This is a genomic window from Micromonospora eburnea (genome assembly GCF_900090225.1).
In the GTDB taxonomy this organism is placed as follows: Bacteria; Actinomycetota; Actinomycetes; order Mycobacteriales; family Micromonosporaceae; genus Micromonospora; species Micromonospora eburnea.
In genome coordinates, this window is sequence record NZ_FMHY01000002.1 from 981,824 (window position 1) to 1,005,125 (window position 23,302).

18 protein-coding genes are annotated in these 23,302 nt (G+C 69.7%); 14 read left to right on the top strand and 4 right to left on the bottom strand.

Annotation, left to right across the window (positions count from 1 at the left end; all coding sequences use genetic code 11):
- Window positions 1-54: 54 nt before the first annotated feature.
- The 3 genes from GA0070604_RS04875 to GA0070604_RS04885 are packed head-to-tail and all read left to right on the top strand — an operon-like array spanning window position 55 to window position 3,493.
- A complete protein-coding gene (locus GA0070604_RS04875) occupies window positions 55-579 on the top strand; it encodes a PadR family transcriptional regulator (RefSeq protein WP_091114839.1) in 525 nt (174 codons plus the stop codon).
- The gene (locus GA0070604_RS04880) at window positions 576-1,247 is read left to right on the top strand and encodes an ABC transporter ATP-binding protein (protein WP_091114843.1); all 672 of its coding nucleotides are present in this window, start codon (window positions 576-578) and stop codon (window positions 1,245-1,247) included. Before GA0070604_RS04875 ends, GA0070604_RS04880 begins: the two co-directional genes overlap by 4 nt.
- A complete protein-coding gene (locus tag GA0070604_RS04885) occupies window positions 1,244-3,493 on the top strand; it encodes an FtsX-like permease family protein (protein ID WP_091114845.1) in 2,250 nt (749 codons plus the stop codon). The genes GA0070604_RS04880 and GA0070604_RS04885 overlap by 4 nt, the downstream gene beginning before the upstream one ends.
- Before the next feature lie 48 nt (window positions 3,494-3,541).
- Here the strand turns inward: GA0070604_RS04885 and GA0070604_RS04890 are convergent, their stop codons facing one another.
- Window positions 3,542-3,895 (bottom strand): nitroreductase/quinone reductase family protein, encoded by a 354-nt coding sequence (locus GA0070604_RS04890; RefSeq protein ID WP_091114848.1) that lies wholly within the window; start codon window positions 3,893-3,895, stop codon window positions 3,542-3,544.
- A gap of 239 nt (window positions 3,896-4,134) precedes the next feature.
- Here GA0070604_RS04890 and GA0070604_RS04895 point away from each other — a divergent pair, with 239 nt between their 5' ends.
- From GA0070604_RS04895 to GA0070604_RS04915, 5 genes are all read left to right on the top strand, one after another.
- On the top strand, window positions 4,135-5,073 hold the full coding sequence (locus tag GA0070604_RS04895; protein WP_091114851.1) for a PrsW family intramembrane metalloprotease: 939 nt from the start codon (window positions 4,135-4,137) through the stop codon (window positions 5,071-5,073).
- Window positions 5,074-5,439: 366 nt separating this feature from the next.
- Window positions 5,440-6,921: a restriction endonuclease gene (locus GA0070604_RS04900; protein ID WP_244161746.1), complete on the top strand. Its 1,482-nt coding sequence runs from the start codon at window positions 5,440-5,442 to the stop codon at window positions 6,919-6,921.
- 3 nt (window positions 6,922-6,924) lie between these two features.
- Window positions 6,925-7,614: a type II toxin-antitoxin system toxin DNA ADP-ribosyl transferase DarT gene (darT, locus tag GA0070604_RS04905; protein ID WP_091114857.1), complete on the top strand. Its 690-nt coding sequence runs from the start codon at window positions 6,925-6,927 to the stop codon at window positions 7,612-7,614.
- On the top strand, window positions 7,611-8,690 hold the full coding sequence (darG, locus tag GA0070604_RS04910; RefSeq protein WP_091114860.1) for a type II toxin-antitoxin system antitoxin DNA ADP-ribosyl glycohydrolase DarG: 1,080 nt from the start codon (window positions 7,611-7,613) through the stop codon (window positions 8,688-8,690). Before darT ends, darG begins: the two co-directional genes overlap by 4 nt.
- A 300-nt stretch (window positions 8,691-8,990) precedes the next feature.
- Window positions 8,991-9,230 (top strand): hypothetical protein, encoded by a 240-nt coding sequence (locus GA0070604_RS04915; RefSeq protein WP_091114864.1) that lies wholly within the window; start codon window positions 8,991-8,993, stop codon window positions 9,228-9,230.
- On the opposite strand, the gene GA0070604_RS04920 is transcribed toward GA0070604_RS04915, so the two are convergent.
- Window positions 9,227-9,808, bottom strand: coding sequence for a TetR/AcrR family transcriptional regulator (locus GA0070604_RS04920; RefSeq protein WP_091114867.1), 582 nt, complete (start codon window positions 9,806-9,808; stop codon window positions 9,227-9,229). The two genes, GA0070604_RS04915 and GA0070604_RS04920, sit on opposite strands and share 4 nt — an antisense overlap.
- Window positions 9,809-9,876: 68 nt before the next feature.
- On the opposite strand from GA0070604_RS04920, the gene GA0070604_RS04925 reads away from it, so the two are divergent.
- Window positions 9,877-10,368, top strand: a complete 492-nt coding sequence (locus GA0070604_RS04925) for an FBP domain-containing protein (RefSeq protein ID WP_091114870.1) — start codon at window positions 9,877-9,879, stop codon at window positions 10,366-10,368.
- 78 nt (window positions 10,369-10,446) lie between these two features.
- On the opposite strand, the gene GA0070604_RS04930 is transcribed toward GA0070604_RS04925, so the two are convergent.
- The gene (locus GA0070604_RS04930) at window positions 10,447-12,576 is read right to left on the bottom strand and encodes an MMPL family transporter (RefSeq protein ID WP_091114874.1); all 2,130 of its coding nucleotides are present in this window, start codon (window positions 12,574-12,576) and stop codon (window positions 10,447-10,449) included.
- A gap of 219 nt (window positions 12,577-12,795) precedes the next feature.
- Between GA0070604_RS04930 and GA0070604_RS04935 the strand changes: the two genes are divergently transcribed.
- The 5 genes from GA0070604_RS04935 to GA0070604_RS04955 all read left to right on the top strand — a co-directional run bounded on the left by GA0070604_RS04935 (window position 12,796) and on the right by GA0070604_RS04955 (window position 19,600).
- The gene (locus tag GA0070604_RS04935; protein WP_167363398.1) at window positions 12,796-13,515 is read left to right on the top strand and encodes a class I SAM-dependent methyltransferase; all 720 of its coding nucleotides are present in this window, start codon (window positions 12,796-12,798) and stop codon (window positions 13,513-13,515) included.
- 16 nt (window positions 13,516-13,531) lie between these two features.
- Window positions 13,532-15,292: a hypothetical protein gene (locus GA0070604_RS04940; RefSeq protein WP_091114880.1), complete on the top strand. Its 1,761-nt coding sequence runs from the start codon at window positions 13,532-13,534 to the stop codon at window positions 15,290-15,292.
- A gap of 108 nt (window positions 15,293-15,400) precedes the next feature.
- Window positions 15,401-16,705: a sensor histidine kinase gene (locus GA0070604_RS04945; protein ID WP_244161747.1), complete on the top strand. Its 1,305-nt coding sequence runs from the start codon at window positions 15,401-15,403 to the stop codon at window positions 16,703-16,705.
- Window positions 16,657-17,301 carry a response regulator gene (locus GA0070604_RS04950; protein WP_091114883.1) on the top strand — a complete coding sequence of 215 codons (645 nt, stop codon included), beginning with the start codon at window positions 16,657-16,659 and terminating at the stop codon, window positions 17,299-17,301. Before GA0070604_RS04945 ends, GA0070604_RS04950 begins: the two co-directional genes overlap by 49 nt.
- 79 nt (window positions 17,302-17,380) lie before the next feature.
- Window positions 17,381-19,600 (top strand): MMPL family transporter, encoded by a 2,220-nt coding sequence (locus tag GA0070604_RS04955; protein WP_244161748.1) that lies wholly within the window; start codon window positions 17,381-17,383, stop codon window positions 19,598-19,600.
- A 51-nt stretch (window positions 19,601-19,651) separates the two neighbouring features.
- On the opposite strand, the gene GA0070604_RS04960 is transcribed toward GA0070604_RS04955, so the two are convergent.
- Window positions 19,652-22,666 (bottom strand): DEAD/DEAH box helicase, encoded by a 3,015-nt coding sequence (locus GA0070604_RS04960; RefSeq protein WP_377592653.1) that lies wholly within the window; start codon window positions 22,664-22,666, stop codon window positions 19,652-19,654.
- Window positions 22,667-23,302 lie beyond the last annotated feature (636 nt).

Here is a 23,302-nt window from a genome sequence, read left to right on the forward strand (position 1 = left end):
CGATATACGCCGGGGATATATACGCGAGGTATACGCCCAGGGTATGGTGTCGCCATGAGCGTTCCCATGACCCTGCTCGGCCTGCTCGAACGCGAGCCCAGCCACGGCTACGACCTAAAGCGCGACTACGACTCCTTCTTCAGCCGTGGCAAGCCCCTGCCGTTCGGCCAGGTCTACGCGACCCTGGGCCGGCTCACCCGGGACGGCAAGATCGTGGTCGGCGAGGTCGAGCCGGGCGTCGGCCCCGAGCGCAAGCGCTACGTCATCACCGACCGGGGCGCGACCGAGTTCGAGTCGTGGCTGACCGAGCCGGTCGACGCCGAGCCCAACCTGCAGAGCGTGCTGTTCACCAAGGTCGTGCTGGCCCTCATGCTCGGCCGCCCCGCCGAGGAATATCTCGACACGCAGCGCGCCACCCACCTGCGGCGGATGAAGGAGCTCACCGAGCTGCGGCGCAGCGGCGACCTGGTCGACGCCATGCTGGCCGACCACGGCCTGTTCCACCTGGACGCCGACCTGCACTGGATCGACACCACGGTCGCCCGGCTGGACGCCCTGCGCAAGGTGGTGCGGGGATGAAGGCGATCGAGGCGCGCGACGTCGTGCTGTCCTTCGGCGAGACCCCGGCGCTGCGCGGCGCCAGCATCGCGGTGGCCCCGGGCGAGATCGTGGCCATCATGGGCCCGAGCGGCTCCGGGAAGTCGACGCTGCTGCACTGCCTGGCCGGCATCCTGGTCCCCGACGCGGGGGAGATCCATTTCGACGGCCGCCGGATCGACACCCTGAGCGAGCAGGAGCGCAGCATCCTGCGCCGGGACCAGTTCGGGTTCGTGTTCCAGTTCGGGCAGCTCGTGCCGGAGCTGACCGCGGCGGAGAACGTCGCGCTGCCGCTGCTGCTCGGCGGCGTCAAGCGGGCCGCGGCGCTCAAGGCGGCGCGGCCGTGGTTCGAGCGGCTCGGCCTGGCCGGGCTGGAGCACCGCCGCTCCGGTGAGCTGTCCGGCGGCCAGGCGCAGCGGGTCGCGCTGGCCCGGGGCCTGGTCGCCCGGCCCGGGGCGCTGTTCGCCGACGAGCCGACCGGGGCGCTCGACACGCTGACCGGCGAGCAGGTCATGGACCTGCTGGTCGCCTCGGCCCGCGAGCAGGGCACGACCGTCGTGCTGGTCACCCACGAGGCCCGCGTGGCCGCGTACGCCGACCGGCAGGTCATCGTGCGCGACGGCAAGGTGAACGCGCTGGTGCACTCATGATCCGGTTCGGTCTGCGGCTGTCCCTGGCCGGTGGCCGGGAGGCCGCCACCCGGCTGCTCATCATCGCCGTCGCGGTGGCGCTCGGTGTCGGCATGCTCCTGTCGACGCTGGCCGGCATCAACGCGGTCGGCGCGCAGAACCAGCGGTACGGATGGCTCAACACCGCCGTCGCCCCGTCCTCCTCCGACACGTCGGCCGATCCCCTGTGGTGGCTGCTCCGGGAGGACTACCATCACGGCCGCTCGATCGGTCGGGTCGAGGTCGCGGCGACAGGTCCCGACGCGCCCGTCCCGCCGGGCATCCCGCGCCTGCCCGGCCCCGGCGAGTACTACGTCTCGCCCGCCCTCGGTGAGCTGCTGCGGGACACGCCGGCCGCAGAACTCGGCGACCGCTTCCCCGGCCACGAGATCGGCACGATCGGCCGGGCGGCGCTGCCCTCCCCCGAATCGCTGCTGATCGTCATCGGCCGTGACCCGGGCGACCTGGAGCAGCTCGGGGCGACCCGGATCACCCAGATCATGACCACCTCACCGAGCGATTGCAGCGGCTGCTACGTCGGGATCAACCACGACGGTCTCACCCTGGTGCTCTCCGTCGTCGCCGCCGCGCTGCTCTTCCCGGTGCTCATCTTCATCGGTACGGCGACCCGGCTGGCCGCGACCCGCCGGGAGCAGCGGTTCGCCGCGATGCGGCTGGTCGGTGCCACCCCACGGCAGATCTCCCTCATCTCGGCCGTGGAGTCGACGCTCGCCGCCTCGGTGGGCACCGCCGTCGGGTTCGGCCTGTTCCTCGCGCTCCGGCCGGCCCTCGCCGCGATCCCGTTCACCGGCGAAGCGTTCTTCACCGCCGATCTGTCGCTCACCGTCGTCGACGTCCTGGCGGTCGCGCTCGGCGTGCCGCTCGGCGCGGTCGTGGCCGCCTGGCTGGCACTGCGCCGGGTGCAGATCTCGCCGCTGGGCGTGACCCGGCGGGTCACCCCGAAACCGCCGCGCATCTGGCGGCTGATCCCGCTGGCCGCCGGCCTCGCCGAGCTGACGTACTTCATCGACCGGCGTCCCCCCACCACCAACGCCCAGATCACCGCGTACCTCTCCGGGTTTCTGCTGATCCTGGTCGGGCTGGTGCTGGCCGGGCCGTGGCTGACCATGATCGGCGCCCGGGTGCTGGCCGGGCGGGCGAGCCGGCCCGCCACCCTCATCGCCGGGCGCCGCCTCGCCGACAACCCGCAGGCCGGCTTCCGGTCGGTGAGCGGGCTGATCGTGGCGCTGTTCGTGACCAGCGTGGCCACCGGCACGATCACCACCTTCGTCGCCAACCGCGGCGAACCACGCACCGACTCGGTGGCCGCCACCTCACTGGCCAAGCAGTTCTGGCCCGAGGAGGGCCCCGCGCCGACCGTGGACCAGATCCCGGCCGGGCTCAGCACGATCCCCGGGGTGCGCGGCGTGGCTGTGGTCCGTGCCAATCCGATCGACCGCCCACCGGTCGACCCCCGGGGGTCGACGGATTCCGACGACGCCTCCTATCGGGAGTGGTGGCCGGGCGTCATCACCTGCGCCGAGCTGGACCGGATGGCCGCGTTCGGCAGCTGCCCGGCCAGGGCACAGGTCGCGGTCGTGGCCTACGACCTCATCGGCATGCGCGCGTTCGACCTGACCAGTGACACCTACGTCTGGGCCGCCGCCGACATCGACCCCGCGGAGGTCGACCGGCAGCCGATCCGGTCGGTGGTCGTCAACACGACCAGCCGCTCCGCGTTCGAGCAGGCCCGGACGATGCTGATCAACGCGTTTCCGCAGGGGCGCTTCCCGGCGAGCGTCGGCGAATGGGAGTCGAACTCCGCGCGACAGCTGAACCAGTTCCAGCAACTGGCCAACGTGATCATGCTGACCAGCCTGCCGATCGCGGGTTGCAGCCTGGCGGTCAGCGTGGCCGGTGGGCTCAGCGACCGGAAGCGGCCGTTCAGCATGCTGCGCCTCACCGGGATGCAGCTGCGTACGCTGCGCCGGGTGGTCGCGCTGGAGACCGTCGTACCGCTGCTGGTCGTCGCCGTGGTGGCGATCGGGATGGGGTTCCTGGCCGCGCACCTGTTCCTGCGGGCGCAGCTCGGCTACACGCTGCTGGCGCCGGACGGCTCGTTCTACCTCATGGTCGCTGGCGGACTGGCCGTGTCGTTGGGCATCGTCGCCCTGACGCTGCCGCTGCTGCGCCGGGTCACCGGCCCGGAGACGGCCCGCAACGAGTAGGCGCCCCGGGTGGGCCTGGTGATGTCGCCGGGCCCACCCCGGCCCGGGTCACCCGAGCGGCACCTGGACGGCGACGTCGCGCTTGGGGTAATACGCCTCCACCTTGTTCGCGCCGTACTTGTCGCGGAACATCTGCACGATGTGCCGGACCCGGTCGGAGTCGGTGATCGGGGTGGCGCTCGAACTCAACGCCGTACCGTTCGCGGCCACCTGGATCATCGGGGTGCGCCGCACGTTCTTGTACCAGTCGCTGTTCGAACCGGTCACCGGGACCAGGAACACGCTGTCTTCCTCCTGCACGAACCACACCGGATGCGAGATCTGCCGCCCGGTCTTCCTCCCGGTCACGGTGATCTCGACCTCGTTGACGCCCTCGAGAGCGTCCCTGATCGCGTTGGCCACGATGCCCTCCCGACCGTTTCCCGACCTGCTCCCACCTGCCAGGCTATGAAGCTTCGCGTCCGTCGGTCGCCGGTTCCGCCGGACCGGCGGCACCAATCGCCACAAGGACCCGGGAAACGCGGGGCCGGGGACCGGTGCGGGCCTCGAATGACGTACGTCGGGCATAACGCTGCTTTTGTGTGGTCTGTGCGCCTTTACGCTGGGCGCGGACACGGACAAGATCCGAGGAGGAGGCGGCGGTGGCCCAGTCGTACCCCCCACCGCCTGTTTCGACGACGGTCCGGCGGCCGTGGCTGCGGATCTTCTGGGTGGGCCTGGTGCTGTGGCTGGCCACCGTGGTGGTCATCTTCGCGACCGGCAACCCCACCCTCGTGCCGACCCTGGTGCTGCTGGGCAGCTTCCTGGTGCCCGTGACGTTCGTGATCTGGGCCTTCCAGCGCCGGGAGACCGGTGAACTCACGCCCGGCCTCATCCTGAACACGTTCCTGGCCGGCGGTGTGCTCGGCGTGCTGGCCGCCTCGCTGCTCGAGTCCTACCTGCTGCGCCCGTCGTGGTGGCTGTTCCTCGGGGTGGGACTCATCGAGGAGGCCGTGAAGCTCGGGGTGCTGGCGTTCCTGACCCGGCACCTGCACCACAAGGCGGTACGCGACGGGCTCATCCTCGGTGCGTCGGTCGGGTTCGGCTTCGCGGCCCTGGAAACCGCCGGCTACGCCTTCACCGCGCTGTTCACCACGCACGGGCTCTCGGTGACCCAACTCGTGGAGACCGAGCTGCTGCGCAGCGTGATCGCCCCCTTCGGGCACGGCCTGTGGACGGCGATCCTCGGCGGGGTGCTCTTCTCGTCCAGCACCCGGGAGCATTTCGTGGTCACCGGGCGGCTGATCCTCGCCTACCTCGGCGTGTCCCTGCTGCACGCGTTCTGGGACGGCATGCGGGTGATCGCGTTGATCCTTACCGTGCTGTTCACCGGGGGAGAGGTGTCCAACGGCAGGCTCGTCCGGCCCAGCAGCGGCCAGGTGGCGCTGTTCAACGCGCTGCAGTGGATCGGGCTCGCGGTCGTGGCGCTCATCGGGCTGCTCTGGCTGTGGGCGCTGGTGCGGAAGGCGCGCCGCGCCCCGCAGGCGCCCCCGCCGGAGCGTGGCGGCTGGCGGGTGCCGATCCGCCCGCCGGGCGGCTGAGGTCGTTCTCGCCGTTCGGCTCGTCTGAAGTGGCCCGCATTCGTGTGCCAGTGGCCCCCACTTGCGAGGGCCGGCGGGATCCTTATGTGATCCCTGTGTCCGGCATCCGACAGTTGTACGCCTCAATTGCGGGGCAGGTGTGGGCATTTCGCTACGCAAAGCCCCACTGTCTGATGGTCGCGCGGATACCTCACTCCTTGCTGCTGGCCTAGTGTTTGGCTCTGCACCCATCTACCTCTTAGGACAACCGTGGGAATCCTTAAGGAGATGCAGCGGGCGCACGCACGCCAGATGCGCACTCAGAGGCAGGCCCAGGCTGCGGCGTACCGGCATCACCAGCAATTGCTCCGTGAGGCGGAGCGAGCCATGAAGGCTGCGGAACGCGCCGCGGCGGCAGACGAACGGGAGCGCAAGCGGCTCTACGCCGAGGCGCGGAGCGCCGAGGCGAGGGCTGCCAACTCGGACCTCCAGGTCCGCCTTGAGGAGTTGGAACAACTGCTGGTTGCGACACTCGATGTCGACGACCACATCGACTTCCGTCGGCTGAGAAAATCAGTCACCCACGCACCCTTCAACGCCGGAATGTTGGGCAGCCCCCTGCCCCCGCCGGACTGGCGCCGATTCGAGCCACCCGCGCCAACCGGGCTGGCCAAGGTGCTCGGCGGCCAGACGAAGTACCAGCAACAGTTGGCCGCAGCTCAGCAGGCGTTCGCGCAGGCGCAGGCGCAGTACGCGGCCGCCGAGGCCGATCGCCAGCGGCGACTGGCCGCCGCCTACCAGAGCTATCAGAAGCAGTGCGCCGAGATTGACGCGGAAGCCGCCGCGTACAACGCCGAGATTGAACGGTTTGCCGCGGCTTTCGCCGCTGCGGACCCGGCGGCGGTTGTCGAGTACTTCAGCATGGTGCTTGGTAATTCGGTCTACCCTGACGACTTTCCCCAGCAGTACCGGTTGGCATACGTCCCGGAATCACGACAGTTGGTGGTGGAGTACCACCTGCCGACGCTGGACGCGATCCCCAAGGTCCGGGAGTATCGCTACGTCAAAGCCCGTGACGAGATCACCTCGGCATCCCGGCCGATGAAGGAGGTCAAGGATCGGTACACCAATCTTGTCGCCCAGTTGACGCTACGAACGGTTCATGAACTGTTCGAGGCCGACCGTGCTTCGTTGGTGGAGACGATCATCTTCAACGGCATCGTCGACACTATTGATCCACGTATCGGAGCCGCCGTTCAGCCGTGCCTGGTGACGCTTCGAACCACCCGCGAGGTGTTCGGCGAAATCAACCTTCGCATGGTCGAGCCCGGTGCCTGCCTGCAGCATCTCAATGCGTCGTTGTCGAAGCGTCCCGCCGAGCTCGCGCCGGTCCGTCCCGTGCTGGAGTTCGACATGGTCGACAAGCGGTTCGTCGACGAGGTTGACGTGCTCGCCGACCTCGACCAGCGGCCGAACCTGCTCAAGCTCACCCCGACGGAGTTCGAGAGCCTGATCCAGAACCTCTTCGCCAAGATGGGACTGGAGACAAAGCAGACCCGCCCGTCTCGCGACGGTGGTGTGGACTGTGTCGCCTTCGACCCCCGACCGATTTTCGGTGGCAAGGTCGTCATCCAGGCAAAGCGTTACCGCAACACGGTCGACGTCTCCTCTGTGCGGGACCTCTACGGCACCCTCCAGAACGAAGGTGCGTCCAAGGGCATCCTCGTGACCACCAGCGGCTATGGAGCTGCCTCGTACGAATTCGCTTCCGGCAAGCCTCTGGAGTTGATCGACGGCTCTAACCTGCTCTACCTGCTCGCCGAGCATGCGGAGGTGGAGGCCCGGATCGACCCGAGCGAGCTGGACTGATCCATGGCGGAGACATTCGGCCAACCGAAGCCGACCCTGATCTTGCATTTCACGCACATCGACAACCTGCCGGGCATCTTGAAGGCGGACAGGTTGTTCTCGGACAGCAGCGTCGGGCCGCAGTTGGCCACGAATGTGGGTGCCGTGGAGATCAAGGCGCGTCGACGGGAGCGGCGGGTGCCATGCCCTCCTGGTGGGTTCGTCGCTGACTATGTGCCCTTCTACTTCGCCCCACGCTCACCGATGATGTACCGGATCATGTGTGACCATCGGGACGGGAAGCCGGGGCGCTATCCAGGCGGGGAGGACCCGCTCGTCTACCTCGTGAGCTCGGTGGAGCGGGTGCATGCAGCCGGGCTGCGCTGGGTGGCAAGCGACGGCAACTGCGCCGTCGGGCTGACCACCTTCTCGACCGAGCTCGATGAGCTTTCGGCCCTCGTCGACTGGCCTTTGCTGCGAGCGGAGGTCTGGAAGGACATTCCCGATGATATGGACCGCGTGCGTCGCCGCGCGGCCGAATTCCTGGTACATCGTGAGTTTCCTCTGGACCTGCTTCTCGGTTACGTCGTACGGACAACGGAACGGCAGGAACAGGTGAGGCGGGTCTTCCGCGATGCTGGCATGATCGAGCCGTACGGTCGTGTCAGACCTGGCTGGTACTACGGAAACCCGCGGGGGGAGGTGCGCAGATGATCGTCATCGGTCACGGCAACCTGTTGACCGCTGACGCCGACGCGTTGGTCAACACGGTCAACACGGTCGGAGTGATGGGTAAGGGGATCGCTCTCCAGTTCAAGCGTGCCTACCCGGCCAACTACGCGGCTTACCGGGCTGCCTGCGCCGCCGACGAGGTCAAGCTGGGCCGGATGCTCGTTTTCGACTCGGCACGCCTCGGTCCGCGTAGATATGTGATCAACTTTCCTACCAAGGGTCACTGGCGGGCGAACTCAAAGTTGTCCGACATCCAGGACGGCCTTGCTGATCTCGTCCGTATAGTGCGCGAACGGCAGATTTCGTCGCTGGCTGTGCCGGCGCTGGGGTGCGGCAACGGTGGACTCCGCTGGGACGAGGTCCGACCCGTCATCGAGCGCGCCTTCGCCGAGATCCCCCACGTGCGAGTGCTGCTGTTCCCGCCCGAGGGCGCACCGGACCCCGCCGACATGCCGGTGGCCACGGAGAAGCCCCAACTGACCTCGGGGCGGGCAATCCTGTTGCGGGCGATTGAGCGCTATTTGCAACGGGCGCGAACCCTCGAACCACGCGACGGAGTCACCGTTCTGGAAATCCAGAAGATCGCCTACTTCCTGCAGGTGTTGGGTCAGCCACTACGCCTGCAGTTCGGCCGCGGCCGATATGGCCCGTACGCCGAGAACCTCAACCACGTCCTCGACCGGCTGGAAGGGCACTACCTGACCGGCTTCGGTGACCGGTCGGCGCGGGTCGAGGAGCTTCAACCGATCCGGCTGACTGACGGCACTGTCGAGGCCGTCGCGGACTGGTTCGGAACTCACGGTTCGGCGTCGTGCGACGTGCTGGACCGGCTGGCCCACCTGACCGACGGGTTCGAGGCGCCCTACAGCCTTGAGTTGCTGGCGACCGTGCATTACGCAGCCGCGTCACATCCAGCGACCAGCGATCTCGACGAGTTGACCGAGCGGGTTCGTAACTGGAGTGGCCGCAAGGCCCGCCTCTTCACGGCTGCGCACATCCGGCTGGCTTACGGTCGGCTGAAGTCAGCTGGCCTGCTGCCTGCCTTGAGCCTCGCGTGAGTCGCCTGCCGCGTAAGACGCGGCCCGGGCGTACCGCGGTCTCCCCGCAAACGGGGCCTGCGCACCCGGCACGCGCCGTGCATCAGGGCGCGCAGCCGGTCGCCGGTGTCCAGCCGGGCGACTGAGGTTGGGAGGACGTAGAGGAGGGCGTCCTACTTCCCGTTTGTCCGCATGTAACGTCGCCTGCCGTGTCCGCCGGGCAGACTCACCCTGTGTCGTCGCGACGGCTGCATATGGATCGGCGTCGTGACCTTGCCGGGTGGCCGCTGACGCCGCTGTGCACGCTGGTGGGGGGCTGCGGTGCTGGCCGGCTGCGTCGAGATGGTCACGGTGCTCGGGGCCAGCCAACCACCGGAGTTCTGCGCGGAGGCCAGGCTCGACAACAGGTGCGAGACCACCCTCGCCATGTTGGCCGGGCATGTGGTGCTCTTCGTCGTGCTGTGGCTGGTGCCGTGGTGGCGCGGCCTCCGCACCCTGCGCATTCTGCTCGCGATCCTCGCTGCCGTCGTGCTCGTACTCGCCCCGATCCGGATGGCCTAGGCGGCGTCCGGGGGCGCCGGCCAGTTGCGCAGCAGGGCGTCGAGGGCGTCCAGGATCCGTGCCCAGGTCTGCGTGGTGTCCGGGGCGCTGTGTTCGAACCCGCCGCCCAGTTCCAGGCTGACGTAGCCGTGGAAGACGCTGCCCAGCAGCCGGACGGCGTGCGTCTGGTCCGGCTCCGTCAGGTCGTAGCCACGCAGGATGGCCCGGGTCAGCTGAGCGTGCCGGCCGCCGGCACTGGCGGCGGCCGTCTCCGGGTCGAGCCGGAGCTGGGCGGCGGCGTAGCGGCCGGGGTGCTCCCGGGCGTAGTCCCGGTAGACGTTGGCGAGGGCGGTCAGGGCGTCCCGGCCGGCCCGACCGGCCAGCGCGTCGGCGGCGAGGGCGGCCATCTCGTCCAGGGCGAGCAGGGCGATCCTGGTCCGGAGGTCCTGCGAGTTCCGCACGTGCGAGTACAGGCTCGCGACCGTGACATCGAAACGCCGGGCGAGCGCCGAGACGGTCACCTGGTCGAAGCCGACCTCGTCGGCGAGCTCGGCGCCCGCCCGGGTCAGGCGTTCCGCGGTCAGCCCTGCACGTGCCATGCCTCTCCCATCTGCCTAAGTCATTATCCGTTTGCCTAAAGCCTTTAGGCAAACTAGCTTAGCCGCTCATGACACCCCTCACCGAGCAGGACATCCGTGCCGCCTTCGTGAACTGCAGCAAGGGCGAGGCCAAGCGCCTGACCGTCCCGCGCGACCTGGCCGACCGGCCCTGGGACGACCTGGACTACCTCGGCTGGCGAGATCTGCAGGCGCCGGACCGCGCCTACCTGGTCGCCGTCCTGGACGGCCGGCCGACGGCCCTCGCGCTGCGCTGCCCCACCCCCACCACCCGGCAGCCACGGCGCACCATGTGCGCGATGTGCCTCACCACGCCCGTCGGCGGGGTCTCGCTGATGGTCGCCCGCAAGGCCGGGAAGGCCGGGCAGCAGGGCAACTCCGTGGGCACCTACCTCTGCAGCGACCTGGCCTGCTCCCTCTACCTGCGAGGCAAGAAGGACGCCGGTGCCGGCGCGCGGCTGCCCGAGTCGCTCACCCTGGAGGAGAAGATCCAGCGGACCGTGGCGAACCTCGTCGGATTCATCGCCACGGTGACCGCGTGACCCCGAGCCATGTCGGCGTGCCGACCGGTCCGGGCACCGGCCGTACCTCCGTGGGCACGGCCGGCGCCCGGGGGACGCCTACGACGCCGCCGGGACCCGTTCGGCCGGCGGGGCCGCGACCGGCCGGAACACCGGCCGGGCCAGGGTGCTCGGCCACCAGGTACGGCGGCCGACGTGCAGCGCCAGCGCGGGGACGAGCAGACTGCGGACCAGGAACGTGTCGAGCAGCACCCCGACGCCGATGATCACGGCCGTCTGCACGGACGGCACCAACGGCAGCACGTTGAGCGCGCCGAAGGTGGCCGCGAGGACCACGCCCGCGCTGGTGATCACCCCGCCGGTCACGGTCAGCGCGTGCAGCACACCCCGCCGGTGACCGAGCCGCGCCGTCTCCTCCCGCGCCCGGGTGCTGAGGAAGATGGTGTAGTCCACGCCGAGAGCGACGAGGAACAGGAACGTCTGCAACGGGATCCCGACGAACAGGTTCGGGTAGCCCATCGCGTCGAGGATCAACCCGGCCGCGCCCAGCGCGGCGGCGTAGGACAGGACCACGCTGGCCAGCAACAGCAGCGGTGCGACCAGTGCGCGCAACAACACCACCAGGATGAACAGGACGACCGCGAGCACCAGCGGCGCCACCGTCCAGTTGTCCCGGCTGACCGTCCGCTGCTCGTCGATCAGATATGCGGTGTCCCCGCCCACGAGGGCCTGCGCGCCCGGCACCGCGTGCACCGCGGCGCGCAGCCGCTCGACCGTGTCCAGCGCCGCGTCGCTGTCCGGCGTGTCGGCCAGGACCACCGCGACGCGTACCCAGCGGCCGTCCGCCGAGGGTTCCGGCTCGCCCACCTCGGCCACCCCCGGCACGGTACGCGCGGCGGCCACCACCTGCCCGGCCTGGCCGGCGGCGGCCAGGATCTCGGCGGGCGAGGCGGAACCGCTCGGGTAGTGCGCCTCGATCATCCGCTGGCCGGTGACCGAGCCGACCTCCTTGGTGAACGACTCGTCGTGCGGCATGCCGATGCTCAGGTTGAGCATGCCGAAGCTCAGCGCGACCAGCACCGCCGCCGTACCCAGCCACACCGCGCGGGGCCGACCGCCGACGAACCCGGCGATCCGCCGCCACACCCCGTGCTCGGCCGCCACGTCGACCCCGACCGCGTCCGGCGAGTAGCGCGGCACGAACGGCCAGAACAGCCACCGCCCGAAGAGGACCAGTACGGCCGGCAGCAGCGTGGTCATGGCGAGCAGCGCCGCGACGATCCCGACCGCCCCGACCGGCCCCAGCCCCCGGGTGGACGGCAGCTGCGCGGCGAGCAGACAGAGCAGGCCGAGCGCGACGGTCGCCGCCGAGGCGCCGATCGCGCCGATCGAGCGACGCAGCGCGACGGCCATCGCCGCGTGCCGGTCGACGTGCCGGCGCAGCTCCTCCCGGTAGCGGGCGATGAGCAGCAGGGCGTAGTCCACGCCGACGCCGAAGACCAGCACGGTCAGGATGCTCTGGCTCTGGAAGTCCACGGCCAGCCCGGCGTGCTCGGCCAGCAGGTACACTACCGCGCTGGCGAGCTGGTTGGCCAGCGCCACCGTGACGAGCGGGATCAGCCACAGCACCGGACTCCGGTATGTGACGAGCAGCAGCAACGCGACCGTGCCGGCGGTCGCCAGCAGCAGCGTGGTGTCCATGCCGGCGAACGCGTCGAAGACGTCGTCCTCACCGCCGGCCGGACCGGTCAGCGCCGTCCGCAAACCCCCGGGTACGTCACCGGCGAGCCGCTTCTTGATGTCCGCCACCGCGTCGGCGCGCTGGCCGGCGTCCCCGGCGACGGGAAAGGAGAGCAGCAGCGCCTGCCCGTCGTCGCTGGGCATCGGCGGCGACACCTGGCCGCCGTCGGCGTACCGGGAGAAAACCGCCCGGTCGGCGTCGACCTTGGCCCGGTCGGTGGCGGTGAGCCCGGCCTCGCGGACGTAGACGGCGACGGCCAGGGGCTTCTGCGAATCCGGGAACGCCTCCTGCGCCCGCTGCACGGCCCGGCTGGTCTCGGCGGTGGCGGGCAGCGCGCCGAGGGCGTCGTTGTCCTGCACCTCGGTCAACTTGAGCGCCAGCGGCCCGGCCACCGCGACGAGGACGAGCCAGAAGACGAGCATCGCGTATTTGCCGCGGCGACCGGACGGCAGGCCGGCCAGTCGATCCTTGCGCCTGATCGTGGTCATGGCGTCGATCCTTCGGCCGGCGGAGGGTGAGGTCAGGAGTGCCAGATCCCGAAGGCGGGTGGTGGTAGCACCACCGATCAGGGGTCCAGTCTGGAGCGTGGACGGCGACCGGGGCCGGATCGAGCGGCGCGTCATCCAGATCTGACGATGTTGTACGCCGCTGGTGCGACCGGTAACGTTCGGACGAATTCGGCCACCCCATCGCCCCTAGGGACTGCCATGCCTCCAGGCGACGACCCCGCTCGCGGGCAGAGCGCGCACGATCTGCTGACCCGGTGGTACGAGGACTACTACTCCACGACGGCCGCGACGGCGGACGGGTCGTTCTTCGAGCGTTACCTGCACCGGTCGATGGAGGCGCCGTACGGTCCGGATGTCCGGTACGCCCGGGTGCTGGAGGTGGGCGGCAACTGCGGCGAGCACGTGCCGTACGTGCGGCACCAGTTCGACGAGTACCTGCTGACCGACCTGCGTGAGCCCCGCCCGACCGAGCGGGTGGCGGCGGATCCCCGCGTACGGGTGGCGGCCTGTGACGTGTCCGATCTGCCGTACCCGGACGGCGGGTTCGACCGCGTGATCGCGACCTGCCTGCTGCACCACCTGACCGACCCGTACGCGGCACTGCGCGAGATGCGCCGGGTCGCCGCGCCCGGCGGCACCGTCACGATCCTGCTGCCGACCGACCCGGGGATCGTGTACCGGTTGGGCAAGGCGCTCACCTCCGGTCGTGCCGCCCGCCGGCAGGGCATCGCCGACCTTTACCAGGTGGTCACCGCGCTCGACCACCGCAACCACTTCCCGTCCCTGCTGGCCCAGGTGCGACACGTCTTCCGCGCCGACGATGTCGCGGTGAACTGGCGGCCGTTCCGGGTGCCCGGCTGGCACCTGAACGCGTTCAGCGTGGTGCACGCCCGGGTATCGGACGACGCCGGCGTCTGACCTAGCATCGACTGCTATGGAATCCGCAGCGCCCCCGATCGCGCCCGAGACCGCCGACGAGCCGGAAGGCGGGCCGCGACGCGCGCTCGTCTGGCGGGTGCTGCGGCACGAGTGGACGCTCGCGGTGCTCGGCGGCCTGCTGCTCGCGGTGGTGCTGACCTGGCCGACGCTGAAACACCCGGCGTCCACGATCCCCGGTGACATCGGCGACCCGACCGTGCAGTCGTGGCAGATCGCGTGGGGTGGGCACGCGCTGCTGACCGATCCGCTGTCGCTGTGGCACTCGAACACGTTCTATCCCGAGCGGTACACGTACGCGTACACGGACTCGCTGCTCGGCTACGCCCCGGCCGGGTTCATCGGCTCCGGCCTCGACGCGACGATCGTCCGCTACAACATCATGTACGTGCTGCTGTACGCGCTGGCGTTCATCGGCGCGTACGCGCTGGTCCGCCAACTCGGCGCGGGCCGGCTGGGCGCGGCGGTGGCCGGGGTGGCGTGGGCGTTCTCGCCGTGGCGGCTGGCGCACGGCGGCCACATGAACATCCTCTCCACCGGTGGCATCGCGCTCTCGCTCGCGATGCTGGCCCGCGGCCACGGCTGGTCGCTGACCGGCGGCTACCAGCCGGACAAGCGCCGGCCCGGCTGGGTGGTGGCCGGCTGGCTGACCGCGGCGTGGCAGGTCAGCCTCGGCTTCGCCATCGGGCTGCCGTTCGTGTACTTCCTGGCCGGCGCCTGCCTGGTGGCCGCCGGCACGTACGCGTTCTCGTGGTGGCGCAAGAAGGCCCGGCCGCCGTTCGGGCGCAGGCTGCTCGTCGCCAACCTCGTGGGCGGCTCGCTGTTCGGCCTGGTCACGATCTCGATCGCGATGGCGTACCTGAAGGTCACCGAGCTCAACCCGGGCAGCAAGCGCGGCCTGGAGTGGACGATCATGTTCTCCCCGCCGGTGAAGGCGTTCCTCACCGCGCCCGCCGAGTCGTGGTTGTGGGGCGAGCGGCATGCCGCCGCCCGCGAGCAGCTCACGTGGCCGCCGGAGATGGCGCTGCTGCCGGGCGTCTGCCTGATCGTGCTGGCCGCGGCCGGGCTGTTCTTCTCGGTCTTCTCACTGCGGCACCGGATCGTGCTGGCCGTGGCCACCGTGGGCACCGCACTGCTCGCACTGGGCGCGACGCTCGGCGGGGACGGCGACCCCGGATACATCACGCTCTCCAAGCACCTGCCCGGCTGGGACGCGCTGCGTACGCCGGGCCGGCTGATGATCTGGACCAGCCTCCTGCTGGCCATCCTCGCCGCCGGCGCGATCACCGAGGCGGTCCGCAACGCGGGCAGGCTCAAGGGCGTCGGCCGCGCCGTGGCACGGGTCGCGCTGGTCATCCCGTTGCTACTCGTGATCGGCGAGGGCGTGAACAAGACCGCCCACCCGGCCGTGCCGCAGCCGCCGGCCGCGTTCGCGCAGGCACGTGAGCCGCTGCTGGTGCTGCCCGCGACCGGGCTGATCGAGCTGCACTACATGATGTGGACGGTCGACGGCTGGCCACGGATCGCCAACGGCCTGGCCGGATTCGAGCCGGCCACCCAGGCGCAGACCCGGGCGGCCACCGTCACGTTCCCGGACCAGGCCTCGATCGCGTACCTGCGCGGCCTCGGCGTCAAGGACGTGCTCGTGCTACCGGACTACCTGCCCGGCACCCCCTGGGACGGCGTGCCCAGCCGGCCGGTCGACGGCCTCGGCATCACCCGGGAGGACATCGGCGGCGCGGTGCTCTATCGCCTCTGAGGCCTCGGCGACGGCGCACCAGCCAGTCCGGTCCTGCTGGTGCCTGCCCAGGCGACGGGTGGTGGTAGCACCACCGATTCCGGTGGCCGCGCGGCGGAGAATGACGACGTGGACAGCTCCGTACGTGCCTCCTTCTGGCAGCAGATCCGACCCGGCGCGGTCGCCGCCGTGCAGGGCCTGGCCGTGGCGTTGCTCAGCCTGACCACCAACGTGGCGCTGTTCGTGCTGTCGGTGGTCGCGCTGGCGCTGATACCCGCGCTCGGCATCGGGTTCGCGCTCTTTCCGGCGGTGACCGTGCTGGTGCGGGCGTCGCTGACGCTGCAACGCCGGCTGAGCCGGTGGGGCACGGCGCCGATCGCCTCCCCGTACGCCCCCGTGCCCGCCGGTGCCGCGCTCGGCACCTGGCGGCGGTTCCGGTGGGTGGTCACGGACCCGGCGACCTGGCGGGACCTGGCCTGGCTGATCCCCGGCACGATCACCGGCGCCGCCTGCCTGCTCGCGTTCGCCCTTCCCGTGTACGGCCTCGAAGGCGCTCTGTTCGTGCCGGTCGTGTGCTACCTGACCATCGGCTGGTACGGCTACGGCGTGTTCTGGCCGACGGACAACTTCGTCAAGGTGTGGCTCTCCGTGCCACAGGGCTGGCTGCTCCTGGCCGGCGGGCTGGCCGTCGCACCCTGGCTGCTGTGGCTGCACTTCCGCTTCGCCGGCTTCTTCCTCGCCCCCACCCGGGCGCAGGAGTTGGCCCTACGGGTGCGGCACCTCGCCGCCACCCGCGCCGACACCATCGACACCCAGGCCGCCGAGCTGCGCAGGATCGAACGCGACCTGCACGACGGGGCGCAGGCCCGGCTGGTCGCGCTGCGGATGAGCATCGGTCTGGCCGAGCAGCTGCTGGCCGACGATCCGGCGGCGGCGCAACGGCTGCTCAGCGAGGCGCAGGAGTCCAGCGGCCACGCCCTCGCCGAGCTGCGCGACCTCGTTCGCGGCATCTACCCGCCGGTGCTGGCCGAGCGGGGCCTGGCCGGCGCGGTGCAGGCCCTCGCCCTGGCCGTGCCGCTGCCCGTGGAACTCGACGTGCGGCTGCCCGGCAGCCCGCCCGCGGCGGTCGAGTCCGCGGCGTACTTCGCGGTCGCCGAGGCGCTGGCCAACGTCACCAAACACAGCACCGCCACCCGCGTCTGGATCCAGGTTCATCACCAGGACGGTCTGTTGAAAATGGTGGTCGGTGACGACGGCCGTGGCGGGGCCACCATGGACGCGGGGACCGGCCTGTCCGGGGTACGCCGCCGGCTGGCATCCTTCGATGGCACGATGACCGTGACGAGTCCGGCAGGCGGACCCACCGTCGTCACCATGGAGCTGCCGTGCGAGTTGTCATCGCCGAGGATCTCGCCCTCCTCCGGGACGGGCTGACCCGCATCCTCGACGCGTACGGGTTCAAGGTGGTCGAGGCTGTCGCCGACGGGCCGTCGGTGCTGCCGGCGCTCACCCGGCACCGCCCCGACGTCGCCGTCCTCGACGTACGCCTGCCACCCACCTTCACCGACGAGGGCCTGCAAGCGGCGCTCGCGGCCCGCGCCCAGATCCCCGGGCTGCCGATCCTCGTGCTGTCCCAGCACGTCGAGCAGCTGTACGCGCGGGAACTCCTCGCCGACAAGGCCGGGGGAGTCGGCTACCTGCTCAAGGACCGGGTCTCCAACGTCGCCCAGTTCATCGACGCGGTGCAGCGGGTGGCCGGCGGCGGCATGGTGATGGACCCGGAGGTGGTGTCGCAGCTCCTGGCGCGCAACAGCGGGGCGGAACGGCTGCTCGATCTCACCGCCCGCGAGCGGGAGGTGTTGGGGCTGATGGCGGAGGGGCGGTCGAACGCTGCCATCGCGGGGCGGCTGTTCGTGACCGAGAAGGCGGTCAGCAAGCACATCAACAACATCTTCAGCAAGCTGGGGATGCCGCCGTCGGAGGACGACAACCGCCGGGTGCTGGCGGTGTTGGCGTATCTGAACGGCTGACCGAGTTTCCGCGAGCCGTCCGAAAAGGGGTGCCGAGCGGCACTACTATTCACGCGGGGTAGTCAAGACCGTCGTCACGGTGACGGGTGGGCGCCGGCGGGCGCGCGGCACCCCGGACGTCGATTCTGCCGAACACGCGGGGGAGACCATGTTCGAGCGGCTGGGCACATTCGTCGTACGCAGGGCGTGGTGGGTGATCGCGGGCTGGGTGCTCGCGGCCATCGCCATCATCGTCACCACACCGTCGCTGAGCGACATCACCTCCGCCGACCAGGAGAGTTTCCTGCCGCGCTCGTACGAGTCGGTGCAGGCCACCGAGCTCGGCAAGAAGGCGTTCCCGCAGCAGGCCACCGCCACGGCGATGATCGTTGTCAAACGCGCCGACGGGCAGGCGCTCACGCCGGGCGACGAGGCGAGGGTGGGCCAGCTCGCCCAGTCGCTCAAGGCCAGGAACATCCCGCACACGTCCGGCTACCTGACCGGCCCGCAGGCGGTGGCGCCGGACAAGTCGGTGCAGGTGATCAACGTCGGGCTCGACGCGCCCACCCCGGACGACCCGGCGCTGCTCGACGCCGTACGCGATCTGCGGTCGGCCATCGGCCCGGAGCTGGCGGGCAGCGGCCTGACCGCGGGCGTGGCCGGCGACGTGGCGAGTTTTGTCGACAACGAGGACACCTTCAACCGGGCCTTCGCCGTGGTCGGCCTCGCCACGATCATCCTGATCTTCGGACTGATCCTGATCATCTTCCGCAGCCCGGTCGCCGCGCTGCTGCCCGTACCGATCATCTTCATCGTCATGTCGGTCACCACCGGGCTCGTCGCCGCGGCGGGCAAGGCGTTCGACCTCAACGTCAGCCAGGACCTGCAGACGGTGCTGCTGATCGTGCTGTTCGGCATCGGCACCGACTACATGCTGTTCCTGCTCTTCCGCTACCGCGAGCGGCTGCGCGCCGGTGACGACAAGCGCACCGCCATGGCGGTCTCCGTCGCCCGGGTCGGCGAGGTCATCACCTCGGCCGCCGGAGCGGTCATCGTCGCGTTCCTGGTGCTGCTCCTCGCCTCCCTCGGCTTCTTCGGCTCGCTCGGCCCGGCGCTCGCGATCGCCGTCGGCGTCATGCTGGTCACCTCGCTCACCCTCATCCCGGCCATCGTCTCGCTGCTCGGCCGCTACGTCTTCTGGCCGTCCAAGGCGTGGCAGCGTCCCCCCAAAGCCACCATGTCGCACCGCCTCGGCACCGCCATCGGACGCCGGCCGGCGCTCGTCGCGGCGGCCTCCGGTGCCGTGCTGGTCGCGCTCGCCGCCGGAGTGCTCAACTACAAGGCCGACTACGACTTCAGTGCCGGCTTCCCGCAGGACACCGAGTCGGCGAAGGCCGCCGCCGAGCTGCAGCGCGGATTCGCCGCCGGCGCGCTCGCCCCCACCGAGGTCTACCTGACCACCGGCAACGGCACAGCCCTGACCGAGCAGCAGATCAACGACTTCGCGGCCGCCGTGGCGAAGGCCCCGGGAGTCGGCCGGGTGCAGCCCGCCGAACGCAGCAGCGACCCGAGCGTCGCCCGGGTCAACCTGCTGCTCAACGAGAACCCCGTCTCCAACGAGGCGATCACCCTCGTACGCGACAAACTGCGCGACGCCCTGCACAAGGCGGCCCCGCCCGGCACGCGGGCACTGGTCGGCGGACCCACCGCGATCTTCGCGGACATCAACTCGGCGAACAACCGCGACCTGTCGGTCATCCTGCCGGTCGCGGCCGGCCTGATCGCGCTCATCCTCGCGCTGCTGCTGCGCAGCCTCGTCGCGCCGATCTACCTCGTGGTGGCGGTGCTGCTCAACTTCGCCGCCACGCTGGGTGCCACCGTCTATCTCTTCCAAGGACTACAGGGCAAGCCCGGCGTCACCTTCCAACTGCCGATCATCCTCTATCTCTTCGTCGTCGCGATCGGGACCGACTACAACATCCTGATGATCGCCCGACTACGCGAGGAAGCGCGGGAGGGCAACGAGCCGCACCAGGCGGCCGCCATCGGGGTGGAACACGCCGGCCCGACGGTCGCGGCCGCGGGCCTCATCCTCGCCGGGACGTTCGGGGTGCTGATGCTCGCGCCGATCTCGTTCCTGCAACAGATGGGCTTCGCGGTGGCGATCGGCATCGTGCTGTCGGCCTTCGTCATGTCGATGTTCTTCGTGCCGTCGCTGACCGCGCTGATCGGGCACGCGGCATGGTGGCCGGGGCATGGGGACGTACGGCCGGTCAAGGGTCACGCTGCTCCCGAGCCGGCCGGCGTGGCGGAGGCGTAGCGGGCGCCGGAACGGGAGGCGGGGCGGTTCCAGAACCCTCCTGGCGGGTGCTCATGCGGCGATGGCCCGGGCGGCGGCGTACATGTCGGCGGGGAGTGGGTGCCTCAGCTCCCAGAGGATCCGCATGGGCCGGTCGCCGGTGTGCTCCTGGTACGTCATCGGGCCGGCGTACAGGTAGGCCGGCACGCCCAGGTCGCGGTCGGCGACCTTGGTTTCCCGGACGAACAGGTGCACCGTCGACCCGAGCTTCTCGTGGTTGATGTAGCGCTGCCCGGTCGCCGACGCCGACGCCGTGGTGCTCTGCGACTCCCACTGAAACAGGGTCTCGGTGATGGCCCGGTCGGCGTACATGGTGGTCGGGGAGTAGTGGTGTTCGGACTTGACCAGGGTGACGAAGAAGAGGTCGGCTTGCTCGTTCGGCAGCCACTTCACTCCTTCCCGCAGCGATCCCGGGTTCGGCATCCCGAAGGCGGCGCACGCCTCGTTGCGGCTGTACCGGGCGTGCACTCGTAGCGGCACCTGGCCCAGCCCGACCGGCTCGGTGACCCGGTGGATCCGCTCCCGCAGCACCTCGGCGAGCTGGCGTAGCTCAACGCAGCGGGCCGGCTCGGCCCACAGCCGCGCCAGCCGCTCGTCCCGCTGCGACAGCGGCACGTTCGGCCCCCACAGGCTGAAGTGCAGCATGTCCAGCAGCCGCCCATCGGGCACCGGCCCGCCGGCAGCCACCTGTTGCCACAACGCCAGGCGATCGAGGTCATCGGTGTGCAGCATCCGGCCGATCGCCCGGCCCAACTCGCGGTCATCCGCTCCCGGCGTCGACGTCTCCATCCCGGCGAGCCGCCGTAGACCGGTCCAGCCACCCAACGCCGCCGATCGGTACACGTCCTCGACCTCCAGGCCGGTGTCCCGCAGAAACTCGGCCAGGGTTACGTCCCCAAGCTGCCGCAGCTCGGCCACCATGCTGTTCTTCGTGGATGGGACCGCTCGTTCCAGGTTACGAAGGACGACCTCCTTGGTGACTCGGTCCAGCTCGATGTGGCACCCGCTCGGCAGAGTCGGGAAGTCCTGCGCAACCGCGTCGCGTACCTCTCGGTGGCTGACTCCGGTCAGCGCCCGCCAACGGAGGTCGAACCGGAAGTTGGCGTGCTGACCGCCGATGAAGTCGAGCACGGTCAGGCAGGGCTTGTCGTCGTCCAAGCGCAGGCCACGGCCGAGCTGCTGAAGGAAGATGGTGGCGCTCTCGGTGGGCCGCAGCAGGAAGATCGTGTCGACCATTGGCAGGTCGACGCCCTCGTTGAACAGGTCGACGGTGAAGAGAACACGCAGCTTGCCGGCCTTGAAGTCCTGGATCAGGCAGTGCTGCTCCGGCCGGCCGACCTCCGAGGTCACCGCCGCCGACGGTACGCCGTGCTCGGTAAACCAGTCCGCCATGAACTTGGCGTGCCCGATGCTCACGCAGAACCCGAGTGCCCGCATCCGCCCCACGTCGACAAGCCGCTGGGCGGCCCGCAGCACCAACCGCGCCCGCGCCTGGTTGCCGGTGTATAGGCCCTCCAACTCCGACCGGTCGTAGCCCTGCCCGCGCTTCCACGCGACGTGCGACAGGTCCACGTCGTCGTGCAGCCCGAAGTAGTGGAATGGCGCCAACAACTGCCGGTCCAGCGCCTCCCGTAGGTGCAGCTCCACGGCCGCGTGTCCGTCGAACCACCGCCGCACGTCGCGGCCGTCGGCCCGGTCGGGGGTCGCCGTCAGTCCCAGGAGTACGCGCGGTTGCAGCCGCTCAAGCAGTTGGGCGTACGTCTTCGCCTCGGCGTGGTGGAACTCGTCCACGATCACCATGTCGAACTGCTCGGGGTCGATCTCCTGCCGGTGCAATGACTGGATCGAGGCGAAGACATGTCGCCACTGCCTCGGCTTGTCCCCGGCGACCAGCGTCTCGCCGAAGCTGCCATCCCCCATCACCTGCCGGAACGTCGACCGGCTCTGCCGCAGGATCTGCTCCTGATGCGCGACGAACAGCAGCGAGTCGACATCCCCCGCCTTGTGTAGCCGGCGGTAGTCCATGGCCGCGACCACCGTCTTGCCGGTGCCCGTGGCCATCACCACGAGATTCCGCCAGCAGCCGTGTACGCGGCGCTCGGCATCCAGGTCAGCCAGGATCTCCGCCTGATACGGGTACGGCCGCACGTCCAGGTTGGCGATCTCGGTCGGTGCATCGTCGGCGCGCTCGCCCCGCAGGGCGTACCCCAGGCGCTCACCATCCTTTGCCGGGTCGTACGCCTCGAACGCCGGGTCGTTCCAGTAGTCCTCGAACGTGGCGGTGAACGTGTCGATGACGTGCGGCTGCTCGACGTTCGATATTCGTACGTTCCACTCCACCCCGTCAACCAGGGCGGTCTTCGACAGGTTCGAGGACCCGACATACGCGGTGGTCATGCCGTTGTTGCGGCGAAACAGCCACGCCTTGGCGTGCAGGCGAGTGGTCCTGGTCTCGTAGGACACCTTGATCTCGGCACCCAACTCGGCGAGCCGGTCAAGGGCTCGCTGGTCGGTGGCGCCCATGTACGTGGTGGTGATGACCCGTAGGCGGCCACCGCGGTCGAACAGCTCCCGGATGGCGGGCTCGATGAGGCGCAAACCGTGCCACTTGATGAATGCGCACAGCAGCTCGACGGAGCCTGCCGAGGCCATCTCGTAAGCGACCTCGTGGCCGATACGCGGCTGGTGGCGACCGTTAACCAGCAGTGCGCCGGTGGAGAGCGGAGTAGAAGGACGGTGTGGGAACGCAGGAGCGGCGGGCGCAGTCGGCGGAGCGGCGATGGCATGTAGCAGACGTTGGCTATCAACGATTTCGTCGCCTGACGCCGTCGTGCCTGGTGCGATGGTCTCAATGGCTTTAGCGATGTGATTGACGATCGCCACCTGGCGAGCGAGCTTGTCGTCGCTTCCGGGTACGGCAGCCAGCGCTCGGCGAGCAATGGCGGCCAGGTACTGTGCGAGCACGTCGGGTGCGTCGGCGGAATCGAGTCTGGCGTGCTGGATCAGAGCGGGATCGAGCCGGCGCATGCCCTCGGCAACCTGCTGAGTGATCAGGTGCTCATAGATTCCGCGCTCAAGATCCGTCACGCGAACGAGCTAACCATCCGCCGACGCATGCTGCTGCCCCTGAAAGAGTGGTGTCGGCATCCGAATGTCGACGGACATTATCCATCCGCTTGACGGGACTGGTACGGACGGTGGTCGGAAAGACCACTGTCATATCTCCGACAGGGCCTTCCGGTTAGTGGCGGGGTGGCACTCCTGACTCCCCTTATTGAATCTCTGCAGGCGCCGGTGGCGACCTGCATACGGTCTACTAGCAGGAAGAATCGGCGGAGCGTTCCATCGAACGAGGCGTGGCTGAAGGCCGGCATTTGGCCGACTTCGATCAGCACGAACGAGCCCTACGCCGGTCGCTCTAGGTTCCGCTGGCAGGACTCGTTCCTGTACTGTCCGAGGACGCCTTGTGGGGAGGTGGGTCGATGCTTGCGGGGTTATGGTCGCTAGCGACGGCAGCAACAGCCCGAGCGGTTGATGACGTCGGGGTTCCTGTCGCGTGCCGAGGAGTCGAGCCTTGCTCCCTACCTGAGACGAGTCCTGCCCCTGTGCTGCCGGTTGCCCTCAAATCCTGGTTGCAAGTCGGCATGGGTGGGCGGTGCGCTT

Excerpts from the sequence above, each read along its gene's own strand:
- darT (WP_091114857.1), top strand. The coding sequence starts at position 6,925 with ATGGCGGAGACATTCGGCCAACCGAAGCCGACCCTGATCTTGCATTTC.
- GA0070604_RS04900 (WP_244161746.1), top strand. The coding sequence starts at position 5,440 with ATGAAGGCTGCGGAACGCGCCGCGGCGGCAGACGAACGGGAGCGCAAG.
- GA0070604_RS04935 (WP_167363398.1), top strand. The coding sequence starts at position 12,796 with ATGCCTCCAGGCGACGACCCCGCTCGCGGGCAGAGCGCGCACGATCTG.
- GA0070604_RS04960 (WP_377592653.1), bottom strand. The coding sequence starts at position 22,666 with ATGCGCCGGCTCGATCCCGCTCTGATCCAGCACGCCAGACTCGATTCC.
- GA0070604_RS04930 (WP_091114874.1), bottom strand. The coding sequence starts at position 12,576 with ATGACCACGATCAGGCGCAAGGATCGACTGGCCGGCCTGCCGTCCGGT.
- GA0070604_RS04940 (WP_091114880.1), top strand. The coding sequence starts at position 13,532 with ATGGAATCCGCAGCGCCCCCGATCGCGCCCGAGACCGCCGACGAGCCG.
- GA0070604_RS04920 (WP_091114867.1), bottom strand. The coding sequence starts at position 9,808 with ATGGCACGTGCAGGGCTGACCGCGGAACGCCTGACCCGGGCGGGCGCC.
- GA0070604_RS04880 (WP_091114843.1), top strand. The coding sequence starts at position 576 with ATGAAGGCGATCGAGGCGCGCGACGTCGTGCTGTCCTTCGGCGAGACC.
- GA0070604_RS04885 (WP_091114845.1), top strand. The coding sequence starts at position 1,244 with ATGATCCGGTTCGGTCTGCGGCTGTCCCTGGCCGGTGGCCGGGAGGCC.
- darG (WP_091114860.1), top strand. The coding sequence starts at position 7,611 with ATGATCGTCATCGGTCACGGCAACCTGTTGACCGCTGACGCCGACGCG.
- GA0070604_RS04925 (WP_091114870.1), top strand. The coding sequence starts at position 9,877 with ATGACACCCCTCACCGAGCAGGACATCCGTGCCGCCTTCGTGAACTGC.
- GA0070604_RS04875 (WP_091114839.1), top strand. The coding sequence starts at position 55 with ATGAGCGTTCCCATGACCCTGCTCGGCCTGCTCGAACGCGAGCCCAGC.